At 63.9% G+C, this 22,067-nt stretch carries 21 protein-coding genes; 10 read left to right on the top strand and 11 right to left on the bottom strand.

Features of this window, described 5'->3' with window-relative positions; all coding sequences use genetic code 11:
- Positions 1–49: 49 nt before the first annotated feature.
- Both phnE (LB538_RS23160) and phnE (LB538_RS23155) read left to right on the top strand, forming a co-directional pair.
- Positions 50–1,003 carry a phosphonate ABC transporter, permease protein PhnE gene (gene phnE, locus LB538_RS23160; RefSeq protein WP_224532075.1) on the top strand — a complete coding sequence of 318 codons (954 nt, stop codon included), beginning with the start codon at positions 50–52 and terminating at the stop codon, positions 1,001–1,003.
- Position 1,004: 1 nt separating this feature from the next.
- A complete protein-coding gene (gene phnE, locus LB538_RS23155; protein WP_224532076.1) occupies positions 1,005–2,366 on the top strand; it encodes a phosphonate ABC transporter, permease protein PhnE in 1,362 nt (453 codons plus the stop codon).
- Positions 2,367–2,675: 309 nt separating this feature from the next.
- On the opposite strand, the gene LB538_RS23150 is transcribed toward phnE (LB538_RS23155), so the two are convergent.
- The 3 genes from LB538_RS23150 to LB538_RS23140 form a co-directional block, all read right to left on the bottom strand.
- The gene (locus LB538_RS23150) at positions 2,676–3,527 is read right to left on the bottom strand and encodes a sugar phosphate isomerase/epimerase family protein (RefSeq protein ID WP_224532077.1); all 852 of its coding nucleotides are present in this window, start codon (positions 3,525–3,527) and stop codon (positions 2,676–2,678) included.
- A 224-nt stretch (positions 3,528–3,751) separates the two neighbouring features.
- Positions 3,752–4,939: a Gfo/Idh/MocA family protein gene (locus tag LB538_RS23145; protein ID WP_224532078.1), complete on the bottom strand. Its 1,188-nt coding sequence runs from the start codon at positions 4,937–4,939 to the stop codon at positions 3,752–3,754.
- Positions 4,940–5,086: 147 nt separating this feature from the next.
- Positions 5,087–6,142 (bottom strand): sugar phosphate isomerase/epimerase family protein, encoded by a 1,056-nt coding sequence (locus LB538_RS23140; protein ID WP_095769299.1) that lies wholly within the window; start codon positions 6,140–6,142, stop codon positions 5,087–5,089.
- Between the two features lie 401 nt (positions 6,143–6,543).
- Between LB538_RS23140 and LB538_RS23135 the strand changes: the two genes are divergently transcribed.
- The 4 genes from LB538_RS23135 to LB538_RS23120 all read left to right on the top strand — a co-directional run bounded on the left by LB538_RS23135 (position 6,544) and on the right by LB538_RS23120 (position 10,528).
- On the top strand, positions 6,544–7,431 hold the full coding sequence (locus LB538_RS23135) for a sugar phosphate isomerase/epimerase family protein (RefSeq protein WP_224532079.1): 888 nt from the start codon (positions 6,544–6,546) through the stop codon (positions 7,429–7,431).
- 46 nt (positions 7,432–7,477) lie between these two features.
- Entirely contained in the window at positions 7,478–8,647 is a 1,170-nt protein-coding gene (locus LB538_RS23130) for a mandelate racemase/muconate lactonizing enzyme family protein (RefSeq protein ID WP_224532080.1), read from the top strand.
- 2 nt (positions 8,648–8,649) lie between these two features.
- Positions 8,650–9,366 carry a FadR/GntR family transcriptional regulator gene (locus LB538_RS23125; RefSeq protein ID WP_140545878.1) on the top strand — a complete coding sequence of 239 codons (717 nt, stop codon included), beginning with the start codon at positions 8,650–8,652 and terminating at the stop codon, positions 9,364–9,366.
- Between the two features lie 181 nt (positions 9,367–9,547).
- The gene (locus LB538_RS23120; protein WP_224532081.1) at positions 9,548–10,528 is read left to right on the top strand and encodes a hydroxyacid dehydrogenase; all 981 of its coding nucleotides are present in this window, start codon (positions 9,548–9,550) and stop codon (positions 10,526–10,528) included.
- Positions 10,529–10,764: 236 nt separating this feature from the next.
- Here the strand turns inward: LB538_RS23120 and LB538_RS23115 are convergent, their stop codons facing one another.
- Positions 10,765–12,060 (bottom strand): amidase, encoded by a 1,296-nt coding sequence (locus LB538_RS23115; protein ID WP_224532082.1) that lies wholly within the window; start codon positions 12,058–12,060, stop codon positions 10,765–10,767.
- A 117-nt stretch (positions 12,061–12,177) separates the two neighbouring features.
- Between LB538_RS23115 and LB538_RS23110 the strand changes: the two genes are divergently transcribed.
- Positions 12,178–12,525: a GFA family protein gene (locus LB538_RS23110; protein ID WP_224532083.1), complete on the top strand. Its 348-nt coding sequence runs from the start codon at positions 12,178–12,180 to the stop codon at positions 12,523–12,525.
- 139 nt (positions 12,526–12,664) lie between these two features.
- On the opposite strand, the gene LB538_RS23105 is transcribed toward LB538_RS23110, so the two are convergent.
- From LB538_RS23105 to LB538_RS23075, 7 genes are all read right to left on the bottom strand, one after another.
- Entirely contained in the window at positions 12,665–13,768 is a 1,104-nt protein-coding gene (locus tag LB538_RS23105) for an ABC transporter ATP-binding protein (RefSeq protein ID WP_095769199.1), read from the bottom strand.
- Positions 13,768–14,874: an ABC transporter ATP-binding protein gene (locus LB538_RS23100; RefSeq protein ID WP_095769198.1), complete on the bottom strand. Its 1,107-nt coding sequence runs from the start codon at positions 14,872–14,874 to the stop codon at positions 13,768–13,770. The genes LB538_RS23105 and LB538_RS23100 overlap by 1 nt, the downstream gene beginning before the upstream one ends.
- On the bottom strand, positions 14,871–15,092 hold the full coding sequence (locus tag LB538_RS23095) for a hypothetical protein (RefSeq protein ID WP_095769197.1): 222 nt from the start codon (positions 15,090–15,092) through the stop codon (positions 14,871–14,873). The genes LB538_RS23100 and LB538_RS23095 overlap by 4 nt, the downstream gene beginning before the upstream one ends.
- Positions 15,089–16,045 (bottom strand): carbohydrate ABC transporter permease, encoded by a 957-nt coding sequence (locus LB538_RS23090; RefSeq protein ID WP_095769196.1) that lies wholly within the window; start codon positions 16,043–16,045, stop codon positions 15,089–15,091. Before LB538_RS23090 ends, LB538_RS23095 begins: the two co-directional genes overlap by 4 nt.
- A gap of 1 nt (position 16,046) precedes the next feature.
- Positions 16,047–16,952: a carbohydrate ABC transporter permease gene (locus tag LB538_RS23085; protein ID WP_095769195.1), complete on the bottom strand. Its 906-nt coding sequence runs from the start codon at positions 16,950–16,952 to the stop codon at positions 16,047–16,049.
- Positions 16,953–17,016: 64 nt separating this feature from the next.
- A complete protein-coding gene (locus LB538_RS23080; protein WP_095769194.1) occupies positions 17,017–18,333 on the bottom strand; it encodes an ABC transporter substrate-binding protein in 1,317 nt (438 codons plus the stop codon).
- A gap of 350 nt (positions 18,334–18,683) precedes the next feature.
- Positions 18,684–19,379: a TetR/AcrR family transcriptional regulator gene (locus LB538_RS23075; RefSeq protein ID WP_224532084.1), complete on the bottom strand. Its 696-nt coding sequence runs from the start codon at positions 19,377–19,379 to the stop codon at positions 18,684–18,686.
- A 152-nt stretch (positions 19,380–19,531) separates the two neighbouring features.
- Between LB538_RS23075 and LB538_RS23070 the strand changes: the two genes are divergently transcribed.
- The 3 genes from LB538_RS23070 to LB538_RS23060 are packed head-to-tail and all read left to right on the top strand — an operon-like array spanning position 19,532 to position 22,001.
- The gene (locus LB538_RS23070; RefSeq protein WP_224532085.1) at positions 19,532–20,728 is read left to right on the top strand and encodes a Tm-1-like ATP-binding domain-containing protein; all 1,197 of its coding nucleotides are present in this window, start codon (positions 19,532–19,534) and stop codon (positions 20,726–20,728) included.
- 12 nt (positions 20,729–20,740) lie between these two features.
- Entirely contained in the window at positions 20,741–21,580 is an 840-nt protein-coding gene (locus tag LB538_RS23065; protein ID WP_224532086.1) for a phosphoenolpyruvate hydrolase family protein, read from the top strand.
- A gap of 4 nt (positions 21,581–21,584) precedes the next feature.
- Positions 21,585–22,001, top strand: a complete 417-nt coding sequence (locus LB538_RS23060; RefSeq protein WP_224532087.1) for a cupin domain-containing protein — start codon at positions 21,585–21,587, stop codon at positions 21,999–22,001.
- Positions 22,002–22,067 lie beyond the last annotated feature (66 nt).

The following is a 22,067-nucleotide window of genomic DNA, read 5'->3' as shown; positions in this document are numbered from 1 at the left end:
AGGAAAAAGGGCGGCGTTCGAAACGCCGCCCTTTTTGCATGTCCCGATCATGACATCAACGACACTCCATTCCGACGCCACCCGCCAGCAGGCCGATGCCTGGCGGCGCCAGACATCGCTGCGCCGTTTCTACACCGCGCTTGGCGTCGGCCTGCTGCTTGTCGCCATGTGCGCGACCATGTGGTTCGACGACGAGGCCAATGCCGGCCATTTCTTCGACCGGCTGCCGCACATCCTCGATTTCCTGAGCTGGCTGGTCCCGAAGGACTGGAATGATGTCTGGCGGGCGCTGTTCGACATCGCCTCGCCCAACGACAAGGGCACGCAGGAATTCAACTTCCCGCTCGGCCGCGTCTACATCTGGGACGGCTTCTACATCCCTGAATATTTCGAGCTGATGCTCACCACGGTGAACGTCGCGCTGGTCTCGACCTTCATCGGCTTCGTCTTCGCCGTTCCCTTCTCCTTCATCGCCGCGCGCAACCTGACGCCGAGCCCGGTCCTGCGGCTCATCGTCAAGCGCTTCATGGAATTGCTGCGCGCCTTCCCCGAAATCGTCATTGCCGGCCTGTTCGCAGCCATCGTCTCGATCGGCCCGGTCGCCGCCATCATCGCCATCGGCCTGCATTCGATCGGCGCGCTGGGCAAGCTGTTCTACGAGATCAACGAGAACATCGACATGCGCGCGGAAGAGGGCCTGCGTGCTGTCGGCGCCAACTGGTTCGAACGCGTGCGCTTCGCCGACCTGCCGCAGGTGTTGCCCAATTTCATGTCCTATACGCTGCTCAGGATCGAGATCAACGTGCGCATCTCGACCATCATGGGCGCGGTTGGCGGCGGCGGCATCGGCGAGGAGCTGAAGCTTTCCATTTCACGCGGCTTCGGCGCCAAGACCCTGGCGCTGGTGCTCCTGCTCTTCGTCACCATCTTCCTGGTCGACCAGTTCTCCGCCTGGCTGCGCCGCAAGCTTGTCGGCGAGCAGGCTTTCCTGATGAGCGCTTGAAATGGCCGCCATGACTGCCGAAGAAATCAGGACCATAGAAGACCGCCATCCGCAGATATTCCAGCGGCCGAAGCGTTTCTGGCCGCTGCTGCTGATCGCTGGCACCGTGCTCTATCTCGCCTATGCCTTGTGGTTCTTCAGCCTGCCGCAGGTGCTGCGCGAGTCGCATTGGGAACGCCTGCCGCTCTTCCTGTCGCAATGGATCAGCTACGACCTGCAGCCGGAATTCCGGCTCGACCAGCCCGAGATCACGCCGAAATATCCGCGCTTCTCGGCGCTCGGCGAGCATCCTGATCCCGACTGGGTGATCAAGAATCCGGACGGCACCTTCACCGTCCTGATCGATGGCCGGGACAAGTCCGTCACCTTCGACAAGATCAGGGCAACGATCGTCGCCAACGGCCAGACGGTGCCGGTATCGCTCACCGGCGGCAAGCCGGTGGTGACAGGTCCGGTGCCCGACTGGGTGACCGTCCATGACGATGAGATCGTCGCCAAGATGGGCTTTGTCGGCGAGGTGCGCGTCACCGTCGATCGCGTCAAGGTGCGCAAGCGCTTCCTCGGCTGGGCAAATTTCGTCTTCGACACCCGCTCGCCCTTCTTCGGCAAATCGGCCGGCGAGGTCATCTCGCTCATCGCCTCCGGGCCAGATCTCAAGCCGGGCACCTCGAACCTCGCCTTGGCTGCCGACAACATCTGGAACAACGCTCAGTGGCAGCACGGCGATGTCTGGACGAAGCTCCTGCAGACCATCGTCATGGCCTTCCTCGGCACGCTGCTTGGCGGCATCGTCGCCTTCCCGCTTGCCTTCTTCGCCGCCCGCAACATCACGCCGAGCGGGTTGCTCAGCCAGGTGCTGAAGCGCTTCTTCGACTTCATGCGCTCGGTCGACATGCTGATCTGGGCGCTGTTCTTCACCCGCGCCTTTGGCCCCGGACCGCTGGCCGGTAGCGCCGCGATCTTCTTCACCGAGATCGGCACATTGGGCAAAACCTATTCCGAGGCGCTGGAGAACATCGACGACAAGCCGCGCGAGGGCGTGCTTTCGACCGGCGCCAACGGCCTGCTCGTGCAGCGCTACGGCGTGCTGCCGGAAGTGGTGCCGGTCTTCATCAGCCAGACGCTCTACCAGTGGGAATCCAACACCCGCGGCGCCACCATCATCGGAGCCGTCGGCGCCGGCGGCATCGGCCTGAAGCTCTGGGAAGCGATGCGTACCAATTCCAACTGGGCCAACGTCTTCTACATGGTGCTGCTGACGCTGCTCGTCGTCTTCATCTTCGACAACATCTCGAACTTCCTGCGCCGCAGGCTGAGCCGCACGCTGCACGATTACAATCGGCTGCAGGCTGCGCAGGGGTAACCTTGTGGCGCAGAAGCGCAAGCATCGTCTCGCCTGCGCCAAAGGTCGACCCCCACTCCGTCGAGCTTCGCTCGACACCTCTCCGCCGATCGACGGGGTAGAGGAAAGGCGCCAAGCTGTCCGATCCGCGCCTGTCGTCGAGGGCCGAGGCTTTTTTCCTCTCCCGGCGCCACCAGGCTCCCTTCCTCTCCCTCCGGAGGGGGGAGAGGTGGCTCGGCGAAGCCGAGACGGAGTGGGGGAACCACTTGGCAATTGCCGCGAACGCAAATAGGAAATGGACAAGGGGTCACTATCGCGCGATCAGGGCGCTTACGCCGCCCTCTTCCACCCATCCCTGATATGCCGATACCCCTCGCGGTAAACCGCCTCCGGGCTCTCCGCGAAATCGCGCCAAACCTTGGTCGCCGCCGCCAGATCCTTGAGCGAGCGCCCGAACGATTCGATGGTCAGCCAGTCGTCGTAACCGCTCTTGCGGATGGCGGAGAACGTCTCCTTCCACGGGATGTTGCCGCGCCCCGGCACGCCACGATCATTCTCCGAAACGTGGATATGCACGACATTGCGGCGATGCTTTGTATAGGCGCCGATCGGGTCGGCCTCCTCGATATTGGCGTGGAACGTGTCGTACATCGCCTTGATGTGCGACCGGTCGATCGCGTCGATATGTTCGCACAGGTCGGCCATGGTGTTGACGAGATAGCATTCGAAGCGGTTGAGCGCTTCGAGCCCAATGGTCACGCCTTTCTTGCCGGCATGGTCGCCGATGGCGCGCTGCGAGGCGACCGAGCGCTTCTTCTCGGCAGCCGTCGGCCCGCTGCCGGAAAAGGCACCAAGCGTCGAATGCAGCGGTCCGCTCAGCCTATCGGCGCCGAGCGCGGCGCAGCAGTCGATCGCCCATTTCATATAGTCGATGCCGGCCTTGCGGGTCGCCGCATCCGGCGAGATCAGGTTCATCGCCGGATCGCCCATGGCCGAGACCGCTGTACGCTCCAGCCCGATGCGGTCGAGCATCTCGCCCAACTTCTTGTAGTCGGCGGGCACGCCCGCGAAGACCGGTATCTCGACGCCGTCGAAACCGGTCGCCTTGATGTCCTTCAGCAGCGCCTCGTGCTTCTTCGAGACGCTGGTGGTCCACAAGAACATGCACATGCCGATTTTCATCGATACCCCCCTCCCCGCTTGCGGCCAGCCATTTGCGTTGGCGGCCGCACTCCCCCTCATCCGGCCGCTCCGCGGCCTACCTTCTCCCCGGTGGGGAGAAGAGGTTGTCGTCGGCACCGGCCCCTCCTCTCCCCTTGGGGAGAGGTCGGATTGCCCCGAATTGCTCTTCGCAATTCGGCTGGCAATCCGGGTGCGGGGGACTCGCTTGGACGACGCAGCCGTCCCTACAGCTTCGTCCACGCCCCGTTCTTCTTCGACGACCTCACGCAAGCCTCGATGAAGGCCATGCCTTCGACGCCGTCCGCGACCGTCGGGAAGACCACATCCTTAGCCGGCTTGCCGCCTTTCCTGCGCGCCGCTCGGATGGCGCGGGCCGCTTCCTGGTAGATGTTGGCAAAACCTTCGAGATAGCCCTCCGGATGGCCCGACGGCACGCGGCTGACGCGCGCCGCCACGGGCATTGCGCCAGCGCCGGCGCGGGTGAGCAGTTGCTTCGGCTGGCCGAACGGCGTGTACCAGAGATAGTTCGGGTCGGCCTGCACCCATTCCAGCCCGCCCTTGGTGCCGTAGATGCGCAGCTTCAGCCCGTTCTCGTGGCCGGGCGCCACCTGGCTCGCCCAGATCATGCCCTTGGCCGGATGCTTGTTGCCGACCGGCTTGAAGCGCAGCATCACGTTGACGTTGTCGTCGAGCTGGCGCCCCGGCACGAAGGCGTCGAGATCGGCTGACAGCGTATCGAGCTCAAGTCCCGAGACGAAGCGAGCCAGGTTATAGGCATGCGTGCCGATGTCGCCGAGCGCGCCGCCGGCGCCGGCCTGCTTGGGGTCGGAGCGCCAGGAGGCCTGCTTCTGGCCGGTGGCGGCAAGGTCCTCGGTCAGCCAGTCCTGCGGATATTCCGACTGCACGATGCGGATATCGCCGAGCATGCCCTTGGCCACCATCTCGCGTGCCTGCCGGATCATCGGATAGGCGGTGTAATTGTGCGTCAGCACGAACACCTTGCCGGTCTTTTCGACCAGGGCGGCAAGCTTCTTCGCCTCGGCCAGCGACGTCGCCAGCGGCTTGTCGCAGATGACATGGATGCCCGCCTCTAGGAAGGCTTTCGCCGCCGGCACATGCACGTTGTTCGGCGTCACGATCGCCACCGCCTCGATGCCGTCTGGACGCTTGGCTTCGGCCTTGGCCATCTCGGCATAGGAGCCGTAGCTGCGCGCGGGATCGAGCCCGAGTTCTTCGGCCGATGCCTTGGCCCGCGCCGGATCCGACGACAGCGCGCCGGCCACCAGCACGAAGTCGTTGTCCATGCGCGCCGCAATACGATGCACCGCGCCGATGAAGGCGCCCTGCCCGCCGCCGACCATGCCATAGCGGATCGGGCCGCCTCCCGCTTCCGATTTCGATGCGCCGACCATTCTTGTCCTCTCTCTCTTTAGTTCCTCACCCTCCCCTTGTAGGGAGGGTCGACGCGCAGCGTCGGGGCGGGGTGTAAAAGTCCGCTGCGACTTGGGATTCAACCCCACCCGGACCTGCGGTCCGAACCTCCTCAAGGGGAGCTGCAGTCAAATCCCCATCATCGCCCGCAGCAGCTTTTTATCGGTTGTGCCGGCGGCGAAATCGTCGAAAGCCTTCTCCGTCACCCGGATTATGTGGTGCTGGATGAAAGGCGCGCCTTCTGCGGCGCCGTCCTCGGGATGTTTCAGGCAGCACTCCCATTCCAGCACCGCCCAGGAATCGTAATTGTACTGGGTGAGCTTGGAGAAGATGCCGCTGAAATCCACCTGCCCGTCGCCCAGCGAGCGGAAGCGCCCTGCACGGTTCACCCAGCCCTGATAGCCGGAATAGACGCCTTGCCGCCCGGTCGGGTTGAACTCGGCGTCCTTGACGTGGAAGGCCTTGATCCGCTCGTGGTAGATGTCGATGAACTCGAGATAGTCGAGCTGCTGCAACAGGAAATGCGACGGGTCGTAGTTGATGTTGCAGCGCTTGTGGCCGCCGACCGCGTCGAGGAACATCTCGAAGGTGGCGCCGTCGAACACGTCCTCCGAGGGATGGATCTCGTAGCCGACATCGACCCCATTGTCTTCATAGACGTCGAGGATCGGCTTCCAGCGCTTGCCGAGTTCGCCGAAGGCTTCCTCGATGAGGCCGGCCGGGCGCTGCGGGAACGGATAAAGGTAGGGGAAAGCCAGCGAGCCGGTGAACGACACCGAGGCGTTCAGCCCGAGATTGCGCGATGCCTTGGCGCCGAACTTCATCTGCTCGACAGCCCATTTTTGCCGTGCCGTGGGATTGTTGTGCACCGATGGCGGCGCAAAGCCATCCATCTGCGCGTCATAGGCGGGATGCACCGCGACCAGTTGCCCCTGCAGATGCGTCGACAATTCGGTGATCTCGACGCCTGCATCCGCGCAGACGCCTTTCACCTCGTCGCAATAGGCCTTCGACGACGCCGCCTTCTCGAGGTCGAACAGGCGCGCGTCCCAGGTCGGGATCTGCACGCCCTTGTAGCCCAGCCCCGCTGCCCATTTGGTGATGGAACCCAGCGAATTGAACGGCGCGGCGTCGCCCGCGAACTGCGCCAGAAACAGGCCGGGGCCCTTCATCGTCGTCGGCATCGGCATCCTCCCTCGTTTGTTTTCGCGACCAAGCATAGCGCCTATTGAAATGAGGGCCAGCCTGTTTGGTCAACCCTGTCGGCGCCTATGCATTGCGCCATTCTGGTATTACCAAATCCCGGAATTCGGTCAAGCGGCCGAAAACCGCGGAGGCGAGCCGAGCTTGCAAACAGATAAGTAGAATTACCACGTAAAATCAGACTATTGCTCGGCTGATAGAGCTTCAGCCGTCCACTTGTTGCCGTGCATGAAAATTTGCTGTAGAGGTCATGGAGGGCCCAATTGGTCGAACCAGTTTCGAGGAAAATGCTGGCAACGCCTTGGGGAGGAATCATACGCCCGCCTCTACTGGAGGCGTCGCGAGGTAGAATGTGACAGGCGAATTCTGGGAAGGATAGACCATGCATCTTTCGACTCACAATTGGATGCGGGCGGAACCGCTGGAGGTGACGCTCAGGCGCATCAAGAAATTCGGCTACGAATCGATCGAGATTTCCGGCGAGCCCGAGCAGTACAAGACCAAGGAGACGCGCGCGCTCCTGAAGGAGCACGGAATCCGCTGCTGGGGCTCGGTGACTCTGATGCTCGGCGAGCGCAATCTCGCCGCCAGGGACCAGGGCCAGCGCGAGCGGTCCGTCCAATACGTCAAGGACGTGCTCACCATGGTCAGCGAGCTCGACGGCGAGATCATCACGCTGGTGCCCGCGACCGTCGGCAAGGTCGTGCCGGACGGCACCGAGGCCGAGGAATGGGGCTGGGTGGTCGATGCCACGCGCGAATGTTTCAGCCATGCCCAGAAGGTCGGCGTCAGGATCGCCGTCGAGCCGCTCAACCGCTTCGAGACCTATCTCTTCAACCGCGGCGCCCAGGCGTTGGCGCTCGCCGATGCGGTAAGCCCAGAATGCGGCGTCTGCCTCGACGCCTACCATATCCACATGGAGGAATTTAACGTCTATGACGCGATCCGTCAGGTTGGAAAGCGCCTGTTCGATTTCCATGTCGCTGACAACAACCGCTTCGCGGCCGGCCTTGGCCAGATCGACTGGCCGAAGATCGTGCGCACGCTGAAGGAAGTCGGCTATGACGGCGCGCTGACCAACGAGTTCGTCGCGCCCGTCGACCGCACGCCGGCGGCGCCCTATCCGGAGATGGTCGAGCGCAATCCGGTCGACATCTCGCCCGAGCAGCTCAAATTCATCCAGGACCACGGCTCCAGCGTGCTCACGGAAAAATTTTACACCGACCAGATGCGCATCACCGCCGAAACGCTGCTGCCGCTGATCAAATAGAAACCTGTCCCTTCCACCCGGCGGGCGGAGGGGCCGAAGGGAAAACATGCGCATCAAGAGCGTCCAGGCCTGGTGGGTTCGTATCCCGATCGAAGTCGCGAAGCAGCATCGCAGCGACTTCGGTCAGGTGACGACGTTCGACGCCGCCATTCTGCGCATCGAGACCGCTGACGGCCTTGTCGGCTGGGGCGAGGGCAAGAACGCCGCCGGCAGCGCCGGCAGCTATGGCGCGCTCGTCCATATGCTCAATCACGAGATCGGCCCACAGCTGATCGGTTGCGATCCGGCCGACATCGGCATCATCTGGGAAATGCTCTATAATGGCGTGCGACATGAGACGGCGGCACATGCCGGCCATGCCATGCCGCAGCTGGCGCGGCGCGGCGTGAGCGTGGCGGCGATCAGCGCCGTCGACATCGCGCTCTGGGACATCCTCGGCAAGTCGCTGGGGCAGCCGGTGTGGCGGCTGCTCGGCGGCCGCAAGGTCGAGCGCATGCAGGCCTACGCCTCGGGCGGCTGGGCCTCAGCCGACGCCATCGGCGAGCAGTTGCAATCCTACATCGCCAAGGGCGGCTTCAAGGCGCTGAAGATGCGCGTCGGCGCCATGGACGGCGCCCCGCATGTCTCGGCCGCGCGCGTGCGCGCCGCAAGGCAGGCGATCGGGCCGGATGTCGATCTGATGGTCGACGCGCACGGCACCTATACCGTCGCCGAGGCCAAGCGCTTCATCAACCTCACCGCCGATCTCGACCTTGCCTGGTTCGAGGAACCGGTGACCGCCGACGACAAGCCGGGCATGGCCGACGTGCGCGCCTCGGGATCGACGCCGATCGCCACCGGCGAAAGTGAGGCGACGCGCTATGCCTTCCGCGATCTGGCGGTGCTGAAGTCGGCCGACATCTTCCAGCCCGATCCCGCCTTCTGCGGCGGCATCAGCGAGGCGATGAAGATCGGCACCATCGCCAGCGCCTTCAACCTGCGTTTCGCGCCGCATCTATGGGCCGGCGCGCCCTGCTTCTTTGCCGGGCTGCATGTGTGTGCCGCCTCGCCCGCCAGCTTCACCATTGAATATTCGCTCGGCGCCAACCCGATGATCCACGACCTCGTCGAGGAGACTGTCGAGGCGAAGGACGGTATGATAGCGATCCCTGAAAAGCCTGGATTGGGATTCACCATCTCCGAGCGATTCCTGGAGGCGCACGCGCAACGTATTTGACGATGAAAGAAAAGAACCTTCTCGCGGAACTCGCCGCCTATCTCTTTTCCAACTCGGACAAGGAGTCCGGCCGCACGCCCTCGGAGCGCGAGCTGGCGGAACATTTCGGCGTCAGCCGCGGCCAGATCCGCGAGGCGCTGGCCATCCTCGAGGCCATGCGCATCGTCGAGCGCCGCGCCAAATCCGGCATCTATATCGACACCAAGCAGGCGAGCGTGGAAGCGCTGGCGCTGTTCGCCCGCGCGGGGCTGCCGCTCGACCCTGTGCAGATCTACGAGACCGTCGAGCTGCGCAAGATCCACGAGATCAAGGCGGCCGAGCTTGCCTGCTCGCGCGCCACCGAAGAGAACTTCGAGCGCCTGCGCGAGATCCTGAAGGCTTCCGAAGAGCGCATCGCCGCCGGCGAAGGCCTCGCCAAGGAAGACCGCGAGTTTCACCTCGAGATCGTGCGCGCCACCAAGAACAGCGTCTTCCACAACATCTGCAGCGTCTATTACCTGATGGGCGAGCAGCGCCTGCCGATCTATTTCAACGATCCCGAACGCTCGGTGCGCTCGCATGCCGAGCATATCCAGATCTACGAAGCGCTGTTGCGCCGCGACGGCAACCTCGCCCAGGCCCTGATGAATGCCCATTTGCAGGGCGCCGAGAGCTACTGGAAGGGGATCATCGAAGGCCGCGGAATGGAGCCGAAAAGCGCGGCGCTCGAGAAGGCTTGAGCAATTCCAGGAAGGTGTGGACCGTCAGGTTCGGCACCTTCGCCGTAGCCTTCCGTCCGAAACTGCGTCAACCCACAGAAACAGGGCAGTTCTCCGTTTCCGTGAAACGGCGAAATGCCCTTGAGCATTTTGCAGCCAGACGTTTAGCTTGGCGTCGCACAAATGCGGAAATGGAACCCCCATGCGCAAGATCCTGTCGACGCATCCGCTGCACCCACGCGCCACGGCGATGCTGGCCGGCGCCGGGCGACTTGCGATCGCTTCCGCGCTCGATCCCAAGACGCTGACCGCCGAGGCCGGCGACGCCGACATCGTCATCGTGCGCGCGCCGCTGCCGCCGGAGCTGTTTGCGGGTGCTTCGAGCCTGCGCGCCGCGATCCGCCACGGCGCCGGGCTGGACATGATCCCGGTCGAGGCCGCGACCGCCGCCGGCGTGCTGGTGGCGAACGTGCCCGCCGTCAACGCCCGCTCGGTCGCCGAGCATGTGATGTTCACCGCCCTTGCGCTGCTGCGGCGCTTCCGCGTGATGGACCGCGACCTGCGCGCCAAGGGCTGGCTTGCCGGCCGCGAGCACGCCAACTCGACCAGCGAGCTGGCCGGCAAGACCATCGGCATCGTCGGCCTCGGCGCGGTCGGCCAGGCTGTCGGCCACATCGCCGCGCACGGCTTCGACCTCAATGTCGTGGCGACCACGCGCAGCCTGCGCCCCGCGCCCGAGCGTGTCGGCTTCCTGTCGATCGACGCGCTGGTCGAGCAGAGCGACATCATCGTGCTCTGCTGCCCGCTGACGCAGGAAACGCTCGGCCTCATCAGTCGAGAGCGCATTGCCAGCATGAAACCCAACACGCTGCTGATCAATGTCTCGCGCGGCCCGGTGGTGGACGACGAGGCGCTGATCGAAGCCCTGCGTGCCGGCCGCATCGGCGGCGCTGCGCTCGACGTTTTTGCGACCCAACCGCTGCCGCCGAACCATCCCTATTTCGGCTTCGACAACGTCATCGTCACCCCGCATATGGCCGGCATCACCGAGGAATCGATGATGCGCATGGGTGTCGGCGCCGCCGGCGAGGCCTTGCTGGTGCTCGCCGGCAAGCTGCCCGTCAATCTGCGCAATCCGGAAGTTATCGAGCACTATCGCCGGCGTTTTCCGGCCGACGGTTAGCTCGCCGAGGGCGTTGCGACGATGCAGACCGGAGACGTGACTGATCGGGCCAAGGCTTGATTGCCACGTGGTTCCCCCAATCCGTCGCTGCTCCGCAGCGCCACCTTTCCCCCCTCCGGAGGGAAAGGAAGGGAGCGCTACTGGATGGCGCCTTTCCTCTCCCCCGTCGATCGGGGGAGAGGTGGCTCGGCGAAGCCGAGACGGAGTGGGGGTCGACCAGCGCTACATTAGCCAATTCATGTGCCAAGCAAGGCCTCGACCGCGGCGGCAATGCGCAGCAGATGACTGTCATGCCCGTGCTTGCCCACCAGCATCAATCCGGCCGGCAGGTTCGTGCCGGGCATCAGCAGCGAGATCGCGCAGAGGTCGAACTGGTTGGCGACCTGCGTGTTGCGCAAGAGCAGCCCTTCCGTCTTATCGCGCAATTCTTCGTCGCCAGCCATGGCGGCAATGGAGGGCGCGATCATCGGCACGGTCGGCAATGCCAGGAGATCGACCGCCTCCAGCCGTTCCGCCATGGCCGCCACAAGCTCGGCGCGCCGGCGGATCGTGCGGATATAGGCGGAAGCGGGAACAGCCAACGCGCGCGTCAATGGTCCGGTGACATGCGGATCGACCGGCACCGAGGCGCCGCTCGCCAGCCAATCGGCATGCACCTCCGCGCCTTCCATGGACGCGATCGTGCCGCGCCTGGTTGCCGCGCGCATCTCGGCGATAAGATCGTCGATGGACAAATCGGCGACGCGGGCGCCGGCGCGTCCGATCCTGTCGATGCAGGCCTCGAAAGCTTCGGCGACCTGCGCCTGTGTCTCGCCGAACAAGACGCCGCGTGGAATGCCGATGCGCAGGCCGGCGAGCGAAACCGGCTGAAGCGCCGCCGGCTCTTCTCCCGCCATGATCGCATCGGCAATCGCGCAATCGGCGACGCTGCGGGCAAGCGGACCGATCGAATCCAGCGTCATCGACAGCGGAAAGGCTCCCGTCAAAGGCACGCGCCCCGCCGTCGGCTTGAAGCCGACGACGCCGTTGAGCGAGGCCGGAATGCGCACCGAACCGCCGGTGTCCGAACCGATGGAGATGTCGCTCGTGCCCTCGCCGATCGCGACGCCGGCCCCAGATGACGAGCCGCCCGGGATGAGGCCGGCATCGGCAGCGTTGCCCGGTGTGCCGTAATGCGGATTGTCGCCGATCGCGGTGAAGGCGAACTCGGTCATGTTGGTCTTGCCGAGGATGACCGCGCCCGCCTGGCGCAGCCTTTGCACGATCGCGGCGTCCTGCGCCGCCGGTTCGGCGCTGGCGCGGATCAGCGATCCGGCCGTCGTCGGCTCCCCGGCGACGTCGAACAGATCCTTGATCGAAACGATGCGCCCGTCGAGCGGCCCAAGGCTGACGCCGGCCTTGCGGCGGGCATCGGACGCATCGGCGGCTGCCCGCGCGGCCTCGGCATAGAGCTTCGTATAGACCTTCTCATCCCCCGCCCGATTGGCAAGACGTGACAGGATGATTTCAAGACGGTCGCGGATGGATTGCATTTTCGATGTCGGGCCTTGCAAAATTGCAACGTCTTTTAAGCGTGCGGCCTAGTTGGCCGGCGAAGAGATAACCCGGCAAGTGTGCCTTTGCACCCTGCCAGCGATGGAAAGATGCTGATGCTGTACAAAGGCAGCTGCCACTGCGGCAAGGTGGCGTTCGAGGTCGAGGGGGAGATCGGCGGCGCGGTGCGCTGCAACTGCTCGATCTGCAGGCGCAAGGGCGCGCTTTTGTGGGCCGTGCCGCATGAGAAGCTCAATCTGGTCGCCTGGGGCGACGACCTCGGCCGCTACACCTTCGGCAAGGCTCAAATCGCGCACCGCTTCTGCCGCACATGCGGCATGCACCCCTTTGCCGAGGACGTCGGCCAGGGCAACGAACGGTCCGCCTATATCAACGTCAACTGCCTCGACGATGTTGATATCACCGCAATCGAGGTGTTCGAGTTCGACGGCCGCTCGGCTTGAAGCCAATTAACGGCCCGACGCTCCTGAGAGCCGCCGGGGCCGATACTCGCGAGGGCGAGCGGGCTGGCCTATTCGGCGGCCGGCTTGGGCCCCATCAGGAAGGCCACAGCGCCGCGAGCAAGTCAGCAGGCTAAGACTTCTATCCGGCGTGCCGCAGGCTCACGCCGCTGCCTTTATCGAACATCACCACCTTGTCGGGGTTCCAGGCAAAGCGCACCGGCTCTTCGATAGCCACGTCGGTCCTGGCCGGCACCGTGGCCCGCAGCATCGTGTCGCCGACCCTGAGCGTCAGGATCTTTTCCACGCCATGGTTCTCGACATCGTGCACGCGTGCCTCGACCGGAGCCCCGCTCTCCAGATAGACGTCCTCCGGACGGATGCCGAAGACGAGCGGGCGACCGTCGGCCGCGCCGCTCGTCCTGCCCCCGCCAAAGCTCTTGGCGCCAATTGTGAGCGGCAGTTCGAAATTCACCGGCGCCATCACCGCGCGGTCGTTGACCAGCCTGCCGTCGATGAGGTTCATCGGTGGCGAGCCCACGAAGCTCGCGACATAGGTGTCGCGCGGATTGTTGTAGATCTCATGCGGCGTGCCCGTCTGCACGATGCGGCCATGGTTGAGCACGCCGACCTTGTCGCCCATCGACATGGCCTCGATCTGGTCGTGCGTGACGAACAGGAACGTGGCGCCGAGTTGCATCTGAAGGTTCTTCAGCTCCGTGCGCAGCGCTTCGCGCAGCTTGGCGTCGAGCGCCGAGAGCGGCTCGTCCATCAGGAACACGCGCGGCTTGCGCACGATCGCTCGGCCGATCGAGACGCGCTGCATCTCGCCGCCGGAAAGCCGGTCGGTCTTGCGGTCGAGCAGATGTTCGATCCTGAGCGTGCGGGCGGCGCGCGCGACACGGTCCTTGATCTCGGCATCCGGCAGCCGGCGGATCTTCGGCTTCAGCGGAAATTCGAGGTTCTGCCGCACAGTGTAGCGCGGATAAAGCGAATATTGCTGCAGCACCAGCGCGACGTCGCGCTCGGCCGCGCCCCAGTCGGCGACGTCGACGCCGTCGATGAGAACCTGCCCCTCGGTCGGCTTATCCAGTCCGGCGATCAGGCGTAGCGTCGTCGTCTTGCCGGCGCCGGTCTCGCCAAGCAGCACGAAGAACTCGCCGTCGGCTATGTCGAGGTTCAGACCCGTCAGCGCGGTGTGGCTGCCGTATTTCTTGGTGATGTTCTTCAGTTCGATATGGGCCATTACAGCCTTACTCCCAGCGACTTGCCGCTTGCCGTGTCGAAAAAGTGCGCCTGCTCGGGATCGATGCGGACATGGACTTTCTCACCGGGGCCCGAGACGTAGCCCGCCTTGGTGCGGGCGCGCAGCATCGTGGAGCCGAGCCTGAGATCGACAATGTCGAAGGACCCGAGCGGCTCGATGATGCTCGCCTCGACTGGCATGTAGCCGGGCGCCGCATCGTGCCGCACGAGTACGCCCTCCGGGCGGATGCCGAGCGTCAGGCCGCCATTGGCTGCATGACCGTTGAGCTTGGACAGGAGCTGGCGCGGGAACTCGAAGCCAGCCGGCGCATCGCCGACGGTTACGGAGGCGGTGCCCGCCTGATCCGCGACATTGACCTCGGCGATGTTCATCACCGGGCTGCCGACGAACTGCGCCACGAACAGGTTTGCCGGATGCGAATAGACCTCATCCGGCGTTCCGACCTGCTGGATGAAGCCTTCATGCATGATGACGATGCGGTCGGCGAGGCTCATCGCCTCGATCTGGTCGTGCGTGACATAGATCGTGGTCGACCCTTGCTTGACGTGCAGGCGCTTGATCTCGGCGCGCATCTCCTCGCGCAGCTTGGCGTCGAGCGCGCCGATCGGCTCGTCCATCAGCATCGCCTTCGGGCGCCGCACCAGCGCACGACCGATGGCCACGCGCTGCATGTCGCCGCCCGAGAGCGCCGACGGCCTCTTGTCGAGCAGATCGGTGATGCGCAGGACCCGGGCGACCTCGCGCACGGACTTGTCGACTTCGCCGCTGCTCATGCGCATTGCACGCAGCGGAAAGGCGACGTTCTCGAACACCGTCATATGCGGGTAGAGCGAGAAGGACTGGAACACCATGGCGATGTCGCGGTCCGCCGCCTTGAGGTGCTGCACCGGCTTGCCGTCGATCAGGATGTCGCCCTGGTCGATCGTCTCCAGCCCTGCCACGGCGCGCAGCGTTGTGGTCTTGCCGCAGCCCGACTGGCCGAGCAGCACGATGAACTCGTTGTCGGCGATGGCCAGGTTCAGATTATGGATGACCTGGACGGCACCGAAGAATTTCTCGATGCCGCGAAGTTCGATCTGCGTCACTGGCGGGCTCCCTCATGCGTCGCGGCGCCGGTTTCCTCGCTCTGCTCCGGTGCGATCTTGGACGTGATGTTGAAGCCGATCAGCCCGATCAGGATGATCGTCACACCGTATGAATGCAGGCCGAGGCTCCATGGTTGGCAGAGCGCTACGATGCCCAGCACCATGAGGATTTGCGAGGCCGGCAGCAGGTACTTCTCGTTGGTGGAGCGAAAACTCATTTGCGGATTGCTCCGAACGTCACGCCGCGAAGCAGATGGTTGCGCAGCAGGAAGGTGAAGATTGCGACCGGCAACAGGAACAGGAAGGTACCCGCCGCGATCGTCGTCCAGTCCGGCAGGCCGGAGCCGATCTGCGAGGGGATGAAGGGCGGCGCCGTCTGGGCGCGCCGGTTGGTCATGATCAGCGCAAAGGCGTATTCGTTCCAGGCAGTGATGAAGCAGAACACGGCAGTCGCCGCGATGCCCGTCGCCGCCTCGGGCAGCACGATCTTGAAGAAGGCCTGCATGCGCGTGTAGCCGTCGACGAGTGCTGCTTCCTCATACTCCTTCGGGATCTCGTCCATGAAGCCCTTCATCAGCCAGACCGAGAAGGACAGGTTGAAGGCGACGTAGAGGATGATCAGGCCGATATGCGAATCGTTGAGGCCGACCATCCGGTACATCAGGAACATTGGGATTGCGACCACCACCGGCGGCAGCATGCGGGTCGACAGGATGAAGAAGAGCAGGTCCGCCTCGCCCGCGATCTTGAAGCGTGAGAAGCCATAGGCGGTGAAGGTTCCCATGCCCACAGCCAGCACCGTGCTGATCACAGCCACGATCAGGCTGTTCATGAACCGGTCGGGATATTGCGAAAGCTGCACGTCCTTGCCGACCTTGAGAACCCGCTCGCCGCCGTCATAGATGCGTTTTTCCCACCAGGGCGCGGCATCGTAGACTTGCGGATCGACGGGCTTCTGCATCTGCACGCGCTTGGTGAAGAGCCGCACGAACGGCGTTACCTCCGGCTCGAACAGCACGGTGGGCGGGACGCTGACGGCGAGCTCCTTCGGCTTGAAGGCCGTCGAGGCGATCCAGTAGATCGGTGCCAGGAAGATCAGCGTCGCGATCAGCACCGCGGCGATGGCAATGCGATTGAAGGCGACCTCGGAGGAAGTGCGGACAGCGGCCATGTCAGCGCTCCTTCACCTTGTTGAGATACTTCACGTAGAGGTTGGTGATCGCCAGCACCATGATCAGCACGATGTAGGCCAGCGCGCAGGACTTGCCGGTATCCCACTGCTGGAAGGCCTGCTTGTAGAGCCGGATCGCGATCAGCTCGGCCGTCGGCTGGGTTGTCATAGTGTAGGCGATGTCGAAGGTCTTGAAGGCTTCCATGGTGCGGAAGATCAGCGCGATCAAAAGGATCGGCGAGACCAGCGGCAAGGTGATGCGAGTAAAGGTGTACCACCACCCGGCGCGGTCGATCGCGGCCGCTTCATAGAGATGCTGCGGCACCGCCGAGAGACCTGCGAGCGACAGCAGCATGACGAAAGGCGACCACATCCAGATATCGGTGATCGCGACCGCGTAGAGCGCGCTGTCGGGATTGGAGAGCCAGGCGAAGTCGCCAAGGCCGAAGACATAGTTGATCGGTCCCCAGGACGGGCTGTAGAGCAATTGCCAGAACAGGCCGACGACCGCCGCCGACATCATCATCGGCAAGAGCAGCAGCGTGGTGATCAGGCCCTTCATCGGAAAGCTGCGGTTGAGCAGAAGCGCAAGGCCGAAGCCGACGATCATCTGCCCAGCCACCGAAACGATCACGTATTTGGCGGTGATGACGAAGTTCGACCAGATATGATCGTCGCTCAGCAGCTCACGATAGTTCTGCAAGCCGACGAACTGCCAGGGTTCGCTGCGGTTCGCGGCGAAGTTCGTGAAGGAGTAGCCGAGCGAATAGATCAGCGGGAAAATGTTGAAGACGATCAGAAAAACCAGCGTCGGGATGATGAACAGGTTGCGGATGGTCAGATCGGACCAGCCGCGAGCGGCGGCCCTGGACGCTGGATCAAGATTGGTAAGGGCTACCGAAGCCAACTTTGTCTCCTGAAAACAGGAATGCCGGAGGGGGAAACCTCCTCCGGCATTCTGACTGCGATACTTACTTGTAACGATTGTATTTGGTGAAGGTCGCCTTCCAGTCGGCGGCCGTCTTGTCGAGCGCCTCCTGGGCGGTGCCCTTGCCGCCGACCACGAACGGATAGATGTTCTGATTCAGCTGATCGAGCACTTCGGCGTATTCAGGCGTTGCCCAGAAGTCCTTGACCATGAACATCGTGTCATAGAACGCCTTGTTGTAGGGCGTCGCGTTCTGGAAGGCTTCGGACTTCAGCACGGCCTGGCTGCAGGTGTAGCCGCCGAGCTCGGCCCACTTCTTCTGGGTCTCGTCCTTGATGAACCACTCGAGGAACTTCATCGCCTCGTCCTTGTTCTTCGAATACGAGACGACCGAGATGCCCTGGCCGCCGAGCGCGGCGAAGCGCTTGCCGTCCGGGCCGGCCGGATTGGCGAAGAAGCCGGTGACGTCGGCATAGGGGTTGGTGGCCTTGTTCACCAGCGGCGGGAAGAAGGCGAAGAAGTTCATGCTCATCGCTGCCAGGCCGCCGGTGATCGCCTGGTTGTCTTCCACGAAGAAGGTCTTGCCCCAGCCCGGAGGCGTGAACTTGTAGAGTTGCTTGTACATGTCGAGGCCGGCGGCGGCTTCCTTGGAGTTGGTGATGCCGTCGACCTTGTAGGTCGCGTAGTCGCCGAGATCGCCGCCATAGCTGAAGATGGCGCTTTCGACGCCCATCGCCATCGCGTCATAGGAATTGTCGGTGTAGATGGCCACGCCGTACCGCTTCTGGTCCGGACGGTGGAAGAACTCGGCGATGTCGCGCAGCTGCGCATAGGTCGTCGGCACCGCGAGGTCGTAGCCGTATTTGGCCTTGAAGGCTTCCTTCTCCTTCGGGTCCTCGAACCAGTCCTTGCGATAGGACCAGCCGATCGCGTCGCCTTCCAGCGGGATCGCCCAGTATTTGCCGGAACCGCCCGGATACTCGGCGTAATACTTGATGGTCGCGGGCGCCATCACGTCGCCAAGCTTGTGCTGGTTGAAGAAGTCGGTCAGGTCGACATAGTGGCCTTGCGTCGAACCGGCGCCCAGCCATTGCGAGTCGCCGACGACCATGTCGTAGGCATCGCCATGCGCGTTGAACTCGGTGAAGGCCTTGGTCTGGAAGTCGGGCCACGGCGTCGTCTGAACGGTGACCTTCACGCCGGTTTCGGCCGTGTAGTCGTTGACGAGTTCCTGCAGATAGTTCGCCGGGTCCCATTCCGCCCAGAAGATGGTGAGTTCTTTATCCTGCGCGCGGACGGATGTCCCGCAGGCAAGCGCCAGCCCAATACCAGCAATCACGCTGGTCATAATCTTGCGCATAGTTTTCCTCCCTTGTGCGCATTCTACCGTCTCATGCGAGCCGGCGGCGAAGCCGGCCTTGGTAGTTCCTCCTGTGATGGCACCTCTCCGGTCCAGGCCTTCCACCCTGTCGGAAATGGATCGCAGCCTTCACTTTGATCCGCTTTATCGGTCCTAAATCTGGTATTACCAATTCCCGCTTGACGTCAAGCGCTTTCTTGGGAGGCTAGGCGCAGACGAACGAGCCCACCATTATGGCATCTGCCTGTTTTCCCTTGTTTTTCCTACTCCTTGATACGCCGATCCCTTGTGAGGGCCAGCTCACCCCATTTAACATTCAAAATCGTCCCCACAATCTGGTCGAACCAGATTTATCCGATCGTCGCCCCAGGCGCCGCAGCCATTCCTGCCGATTTCGCCTCCGATTCCGCCATTGCGGCGCGCACCAGCGCGCCTGCCGCCCACTGCGCGACCGACATCATCTCGGCGCTGTTCAGTCCCCAGATGTCCTTCAGCACCGTGACCACCTCGACGCCGAACATCAGCGACAGCGCCTGGGCAAGGCGCGTGAGCTGGCGCGGCTTCAGGCGTCCCTTGAGCGGCGCGATCGCATCCTTCAACAGGTCGACGCGATGACCGCGAATGAAGGCCGGCTCGGACCCGAGCGTGCCCGCCTGGCGCCGCGCCCATTGGTCGAGGGACAGTTTCAGCGCCGCTTTGAAGGTCGCCTCGAAGGCTTCGATGCGCGGCATCGCGGTCGCGAACAGATCTGCCACGCGCCGCTCGGCATCGTCGGACGTCGACTTCCAGGTAAGGATAGGGCCGAGCCCTTCATCGACCACGGCCTGCACCAGCGCCGCCTGGCTCGGGAAATACCGGTAGGCGGTGGCGCGCGACACCTCTGCCGCCTCCGCGACCTCGCTGACCGAAGGGGTCATGCCTGATTGCATCAGCCTCGTCGCCGTTTCCAGCATCAGCCGCTTTGTGCGGGCGCGCGGCCCCTTCTCGGCGGCCGGCGCCTGTGCGGCGTCATCGATGGAGGCGGCTTGTTGACGTGAGACATCCATATCAATACGATACGCGCGTCTCAAAAATTTGCAATGGCGCAATGCCGGTCAATAACGGGTCCCCACCAGCGACGAGGCTTTAGCCTAGGAGCTTGAGGGTGGGGCAAAAAAGGCCGGCGGCAAAGCCGGCCATGCCGGACGGGGAACCGCGGATGAAGCGCATCTATGTGATCGGCACCGCCGACACCAAAGGCGAGGAACTCGCCTTCCTGGCCGATGCCGTCGCCAAGGCCGGTGGCGCGGTCGCCCGTGTCGATATCGGCACGCGAGGCGCGACCGTCCCGGTGGATATCCCTGCCAGCGAGGTCGCCGCGCATCATCCCAAGGGAGCCGGCGCTGTTCTCGGCATCGACGATCGCGGCACCGCCGTTGCCGGCATGGGCGCGGCCTTCGCCAATTTCATCCAGTCACGTGACGACATCGCCGGGGTGATCGGCATCGGCGGCGGCGGCGGCACCTCGATCGTCACCGCCGGCATGCGGGCGCTGCCGCTCGGCCTGCCGAAGATCATGGTCTCGACATTGGCCTCCGGCGATACCGCGCCTTACGTCGACATCTCCGACATCATCATGATGCCGTCGGTCACCGACATGGCGGGACTGAACAGGCTCTCCCGCATTGTGCTGCACAATGCCGCCCAGGCGATCGCCGGCATGGCCGCGAAGCCCGCCTCGGCCGCCGCCGGCAAGCCGGCGCTGGGACTCACCATGTTCGGTGTCACCACGCCTTGCGTGACGGCGATCGTCGAGCGCTTGCGCCCCGGCTATGACTGCATGGTCTTCCACGCCACCGGCACCGGCGGCCGCTCGATGGAGAAGCTCGCCGACAGCGGCCTGCTTGCCGGCGTCCTCGACATCACCACGACCGAGGTGTGCGATTTCCTGTTCGGCGGTGTGCTGCCGGCGACCGAGGATCGCTTCGGCGCGATTGCCCGCACGAAATTGCCCTATGTCGGCTCGGTCGGCGCGCTCGACATGGTGAACTTCTGGGCGCCGCCGACCATTCCGGAAAAATATCATGGGCGGCTCTTCTACGAGCACAATCCCAATGTCACGCTGATGCGCACCACGGCCGAGGAATGCCGCAAGATCGGCGAATGGATCGGCGGCCGCCTCGCCCGATGCGACGGTCCGGTCCGCTTCCTGTTCCCGGAAAAGGGCGTATCGGCGCTCGATGTCGAAGGCGGCGCGTTCTTCGATCCGGAAGCCGACGCCGAGCTGTTTGACGCCATTGAGCGCACGATCGAGCCGACCAGGGACCGCACCGTCACGCGCCTGCCGCTGCACATCAACGACCCCGCCTTCGCCAAGGCCGCGGCCGAGGCCTTCCTCGACATCGCCAAGAAGTGAGACAAGACAAGCATGGCTGCCATTCCGCGCAAAACGATCCTGGAAAAATTCCGCAACATGATCGCCGACGGCGTGCCGATCATCGGCGGCGGCGCCGGCACCGGCCTGTCGGCCAAGGCCGAGGAAGCCGGCGGCATCGACCTGATCATCATTTACAATTCCGGCCGCTACCGCATGGCCGGGCGCGGCTCGGCCGCCGGCCTGCTCGCCTACGGCAACGCCAACGACATCGTCAAGGAAATGGCCTATGAGGTGCTGCCGGTGGTGAAGAAGACGCCGGTGCTGGCCGGCGTCAACGGCACCGACCCCTTTGTCATCATGCCGCTGCTGCTGGCAGAGCTGAAGACGATGGGCTTTTCCGGCGTGCAGAATTTTCCGACCGTCGGCCTGTTCGACGGCACCATGCGCCAGAGCTTCGAGGAGACCGGCATGGGTTTTGGGCTCGAGGTCGACATGATCGCCGAGGCGCGCAAGCTCGACTTGCTCACCACGCCCTACGTCTTCAACCCCGACGAGGCGCGCGCCATGACGAAAGCCGGCGCCGATATCGTCGTCGCCCATATGGGCGTCACCACCGGCGGCTCGATCGGCGCCACTTCGGCGAAAACGCTCGACGCCTGCGTGAAGGAGATCGACGCCATAGCCGATGCCGCGCGCTCGGTGCGCAAGGACGTGATCCTGCTTTGCCATGGCGGGCCGATCTCGATGCCTGACGACGCCCGCTATATCCTCGAGCGCTGCGAGGGGCTGCACGGCTTCTATGGCGCGAGCTCGATGGAACGGCTGCCGGCCGAGGCGGCGATCGCCAGGCAGACGGCGGATTTCAAGACAATCACGAAAAGGAAGGGATGAAGCAATGGCCGACAGGAGCAAGGTGTTCGTCTATCCGAAGGATGTCAGCGCCTTCGGCTTCGACTGGGGCAAGCTGTCGCTGACCGTCGCGCCGGAAGTGAATGGCGCAGCCCGCTTCTCCGGCGGCGTCGTCGACTTGCCGCCGGGCAAAGGCCACACCCGCCACAACCATCCGGGCGCCGAAGAGATCATCTTCGTCATCTCCGGCAATGGCGAGCAGATGGTCGAGGACGAGAGCGGCAATCCTGTGGTGGCGAAAGTCGGCCCTGGCTGCACCATCTATGTGCCGGAAAGCCGCTTCCATTCGACGCTCAACACCGGCGGCCAGCCGATGCAGCTCTTCGTCGTCTATTCGCCGGCTGGGCCGGAACTCGCGCTGCGAGAGCTACCGGACTTCAGGCTGCTGCCGGCTGGCAAATGATGATGTTTCCTTTTCCCCGTTCCAGCGCTGGTCGACCCCCACTCCGTCTCGGCTTCGCCGAGCCAC

The sequence above is a fragment of the Mesorhizobium sp. Ca11 genome (assembly GCF_020165275.1).
GTDB lineage: Bacteria > Pseudomonadota > Alphaproteobacteria > Rhizobiales > Rhizobiaceae > Mesorhizobium.
Note: the sequence above shows the minus strand (reverse complement) of the source record. Positions and strands in the feature narration are given on the sequence as shown.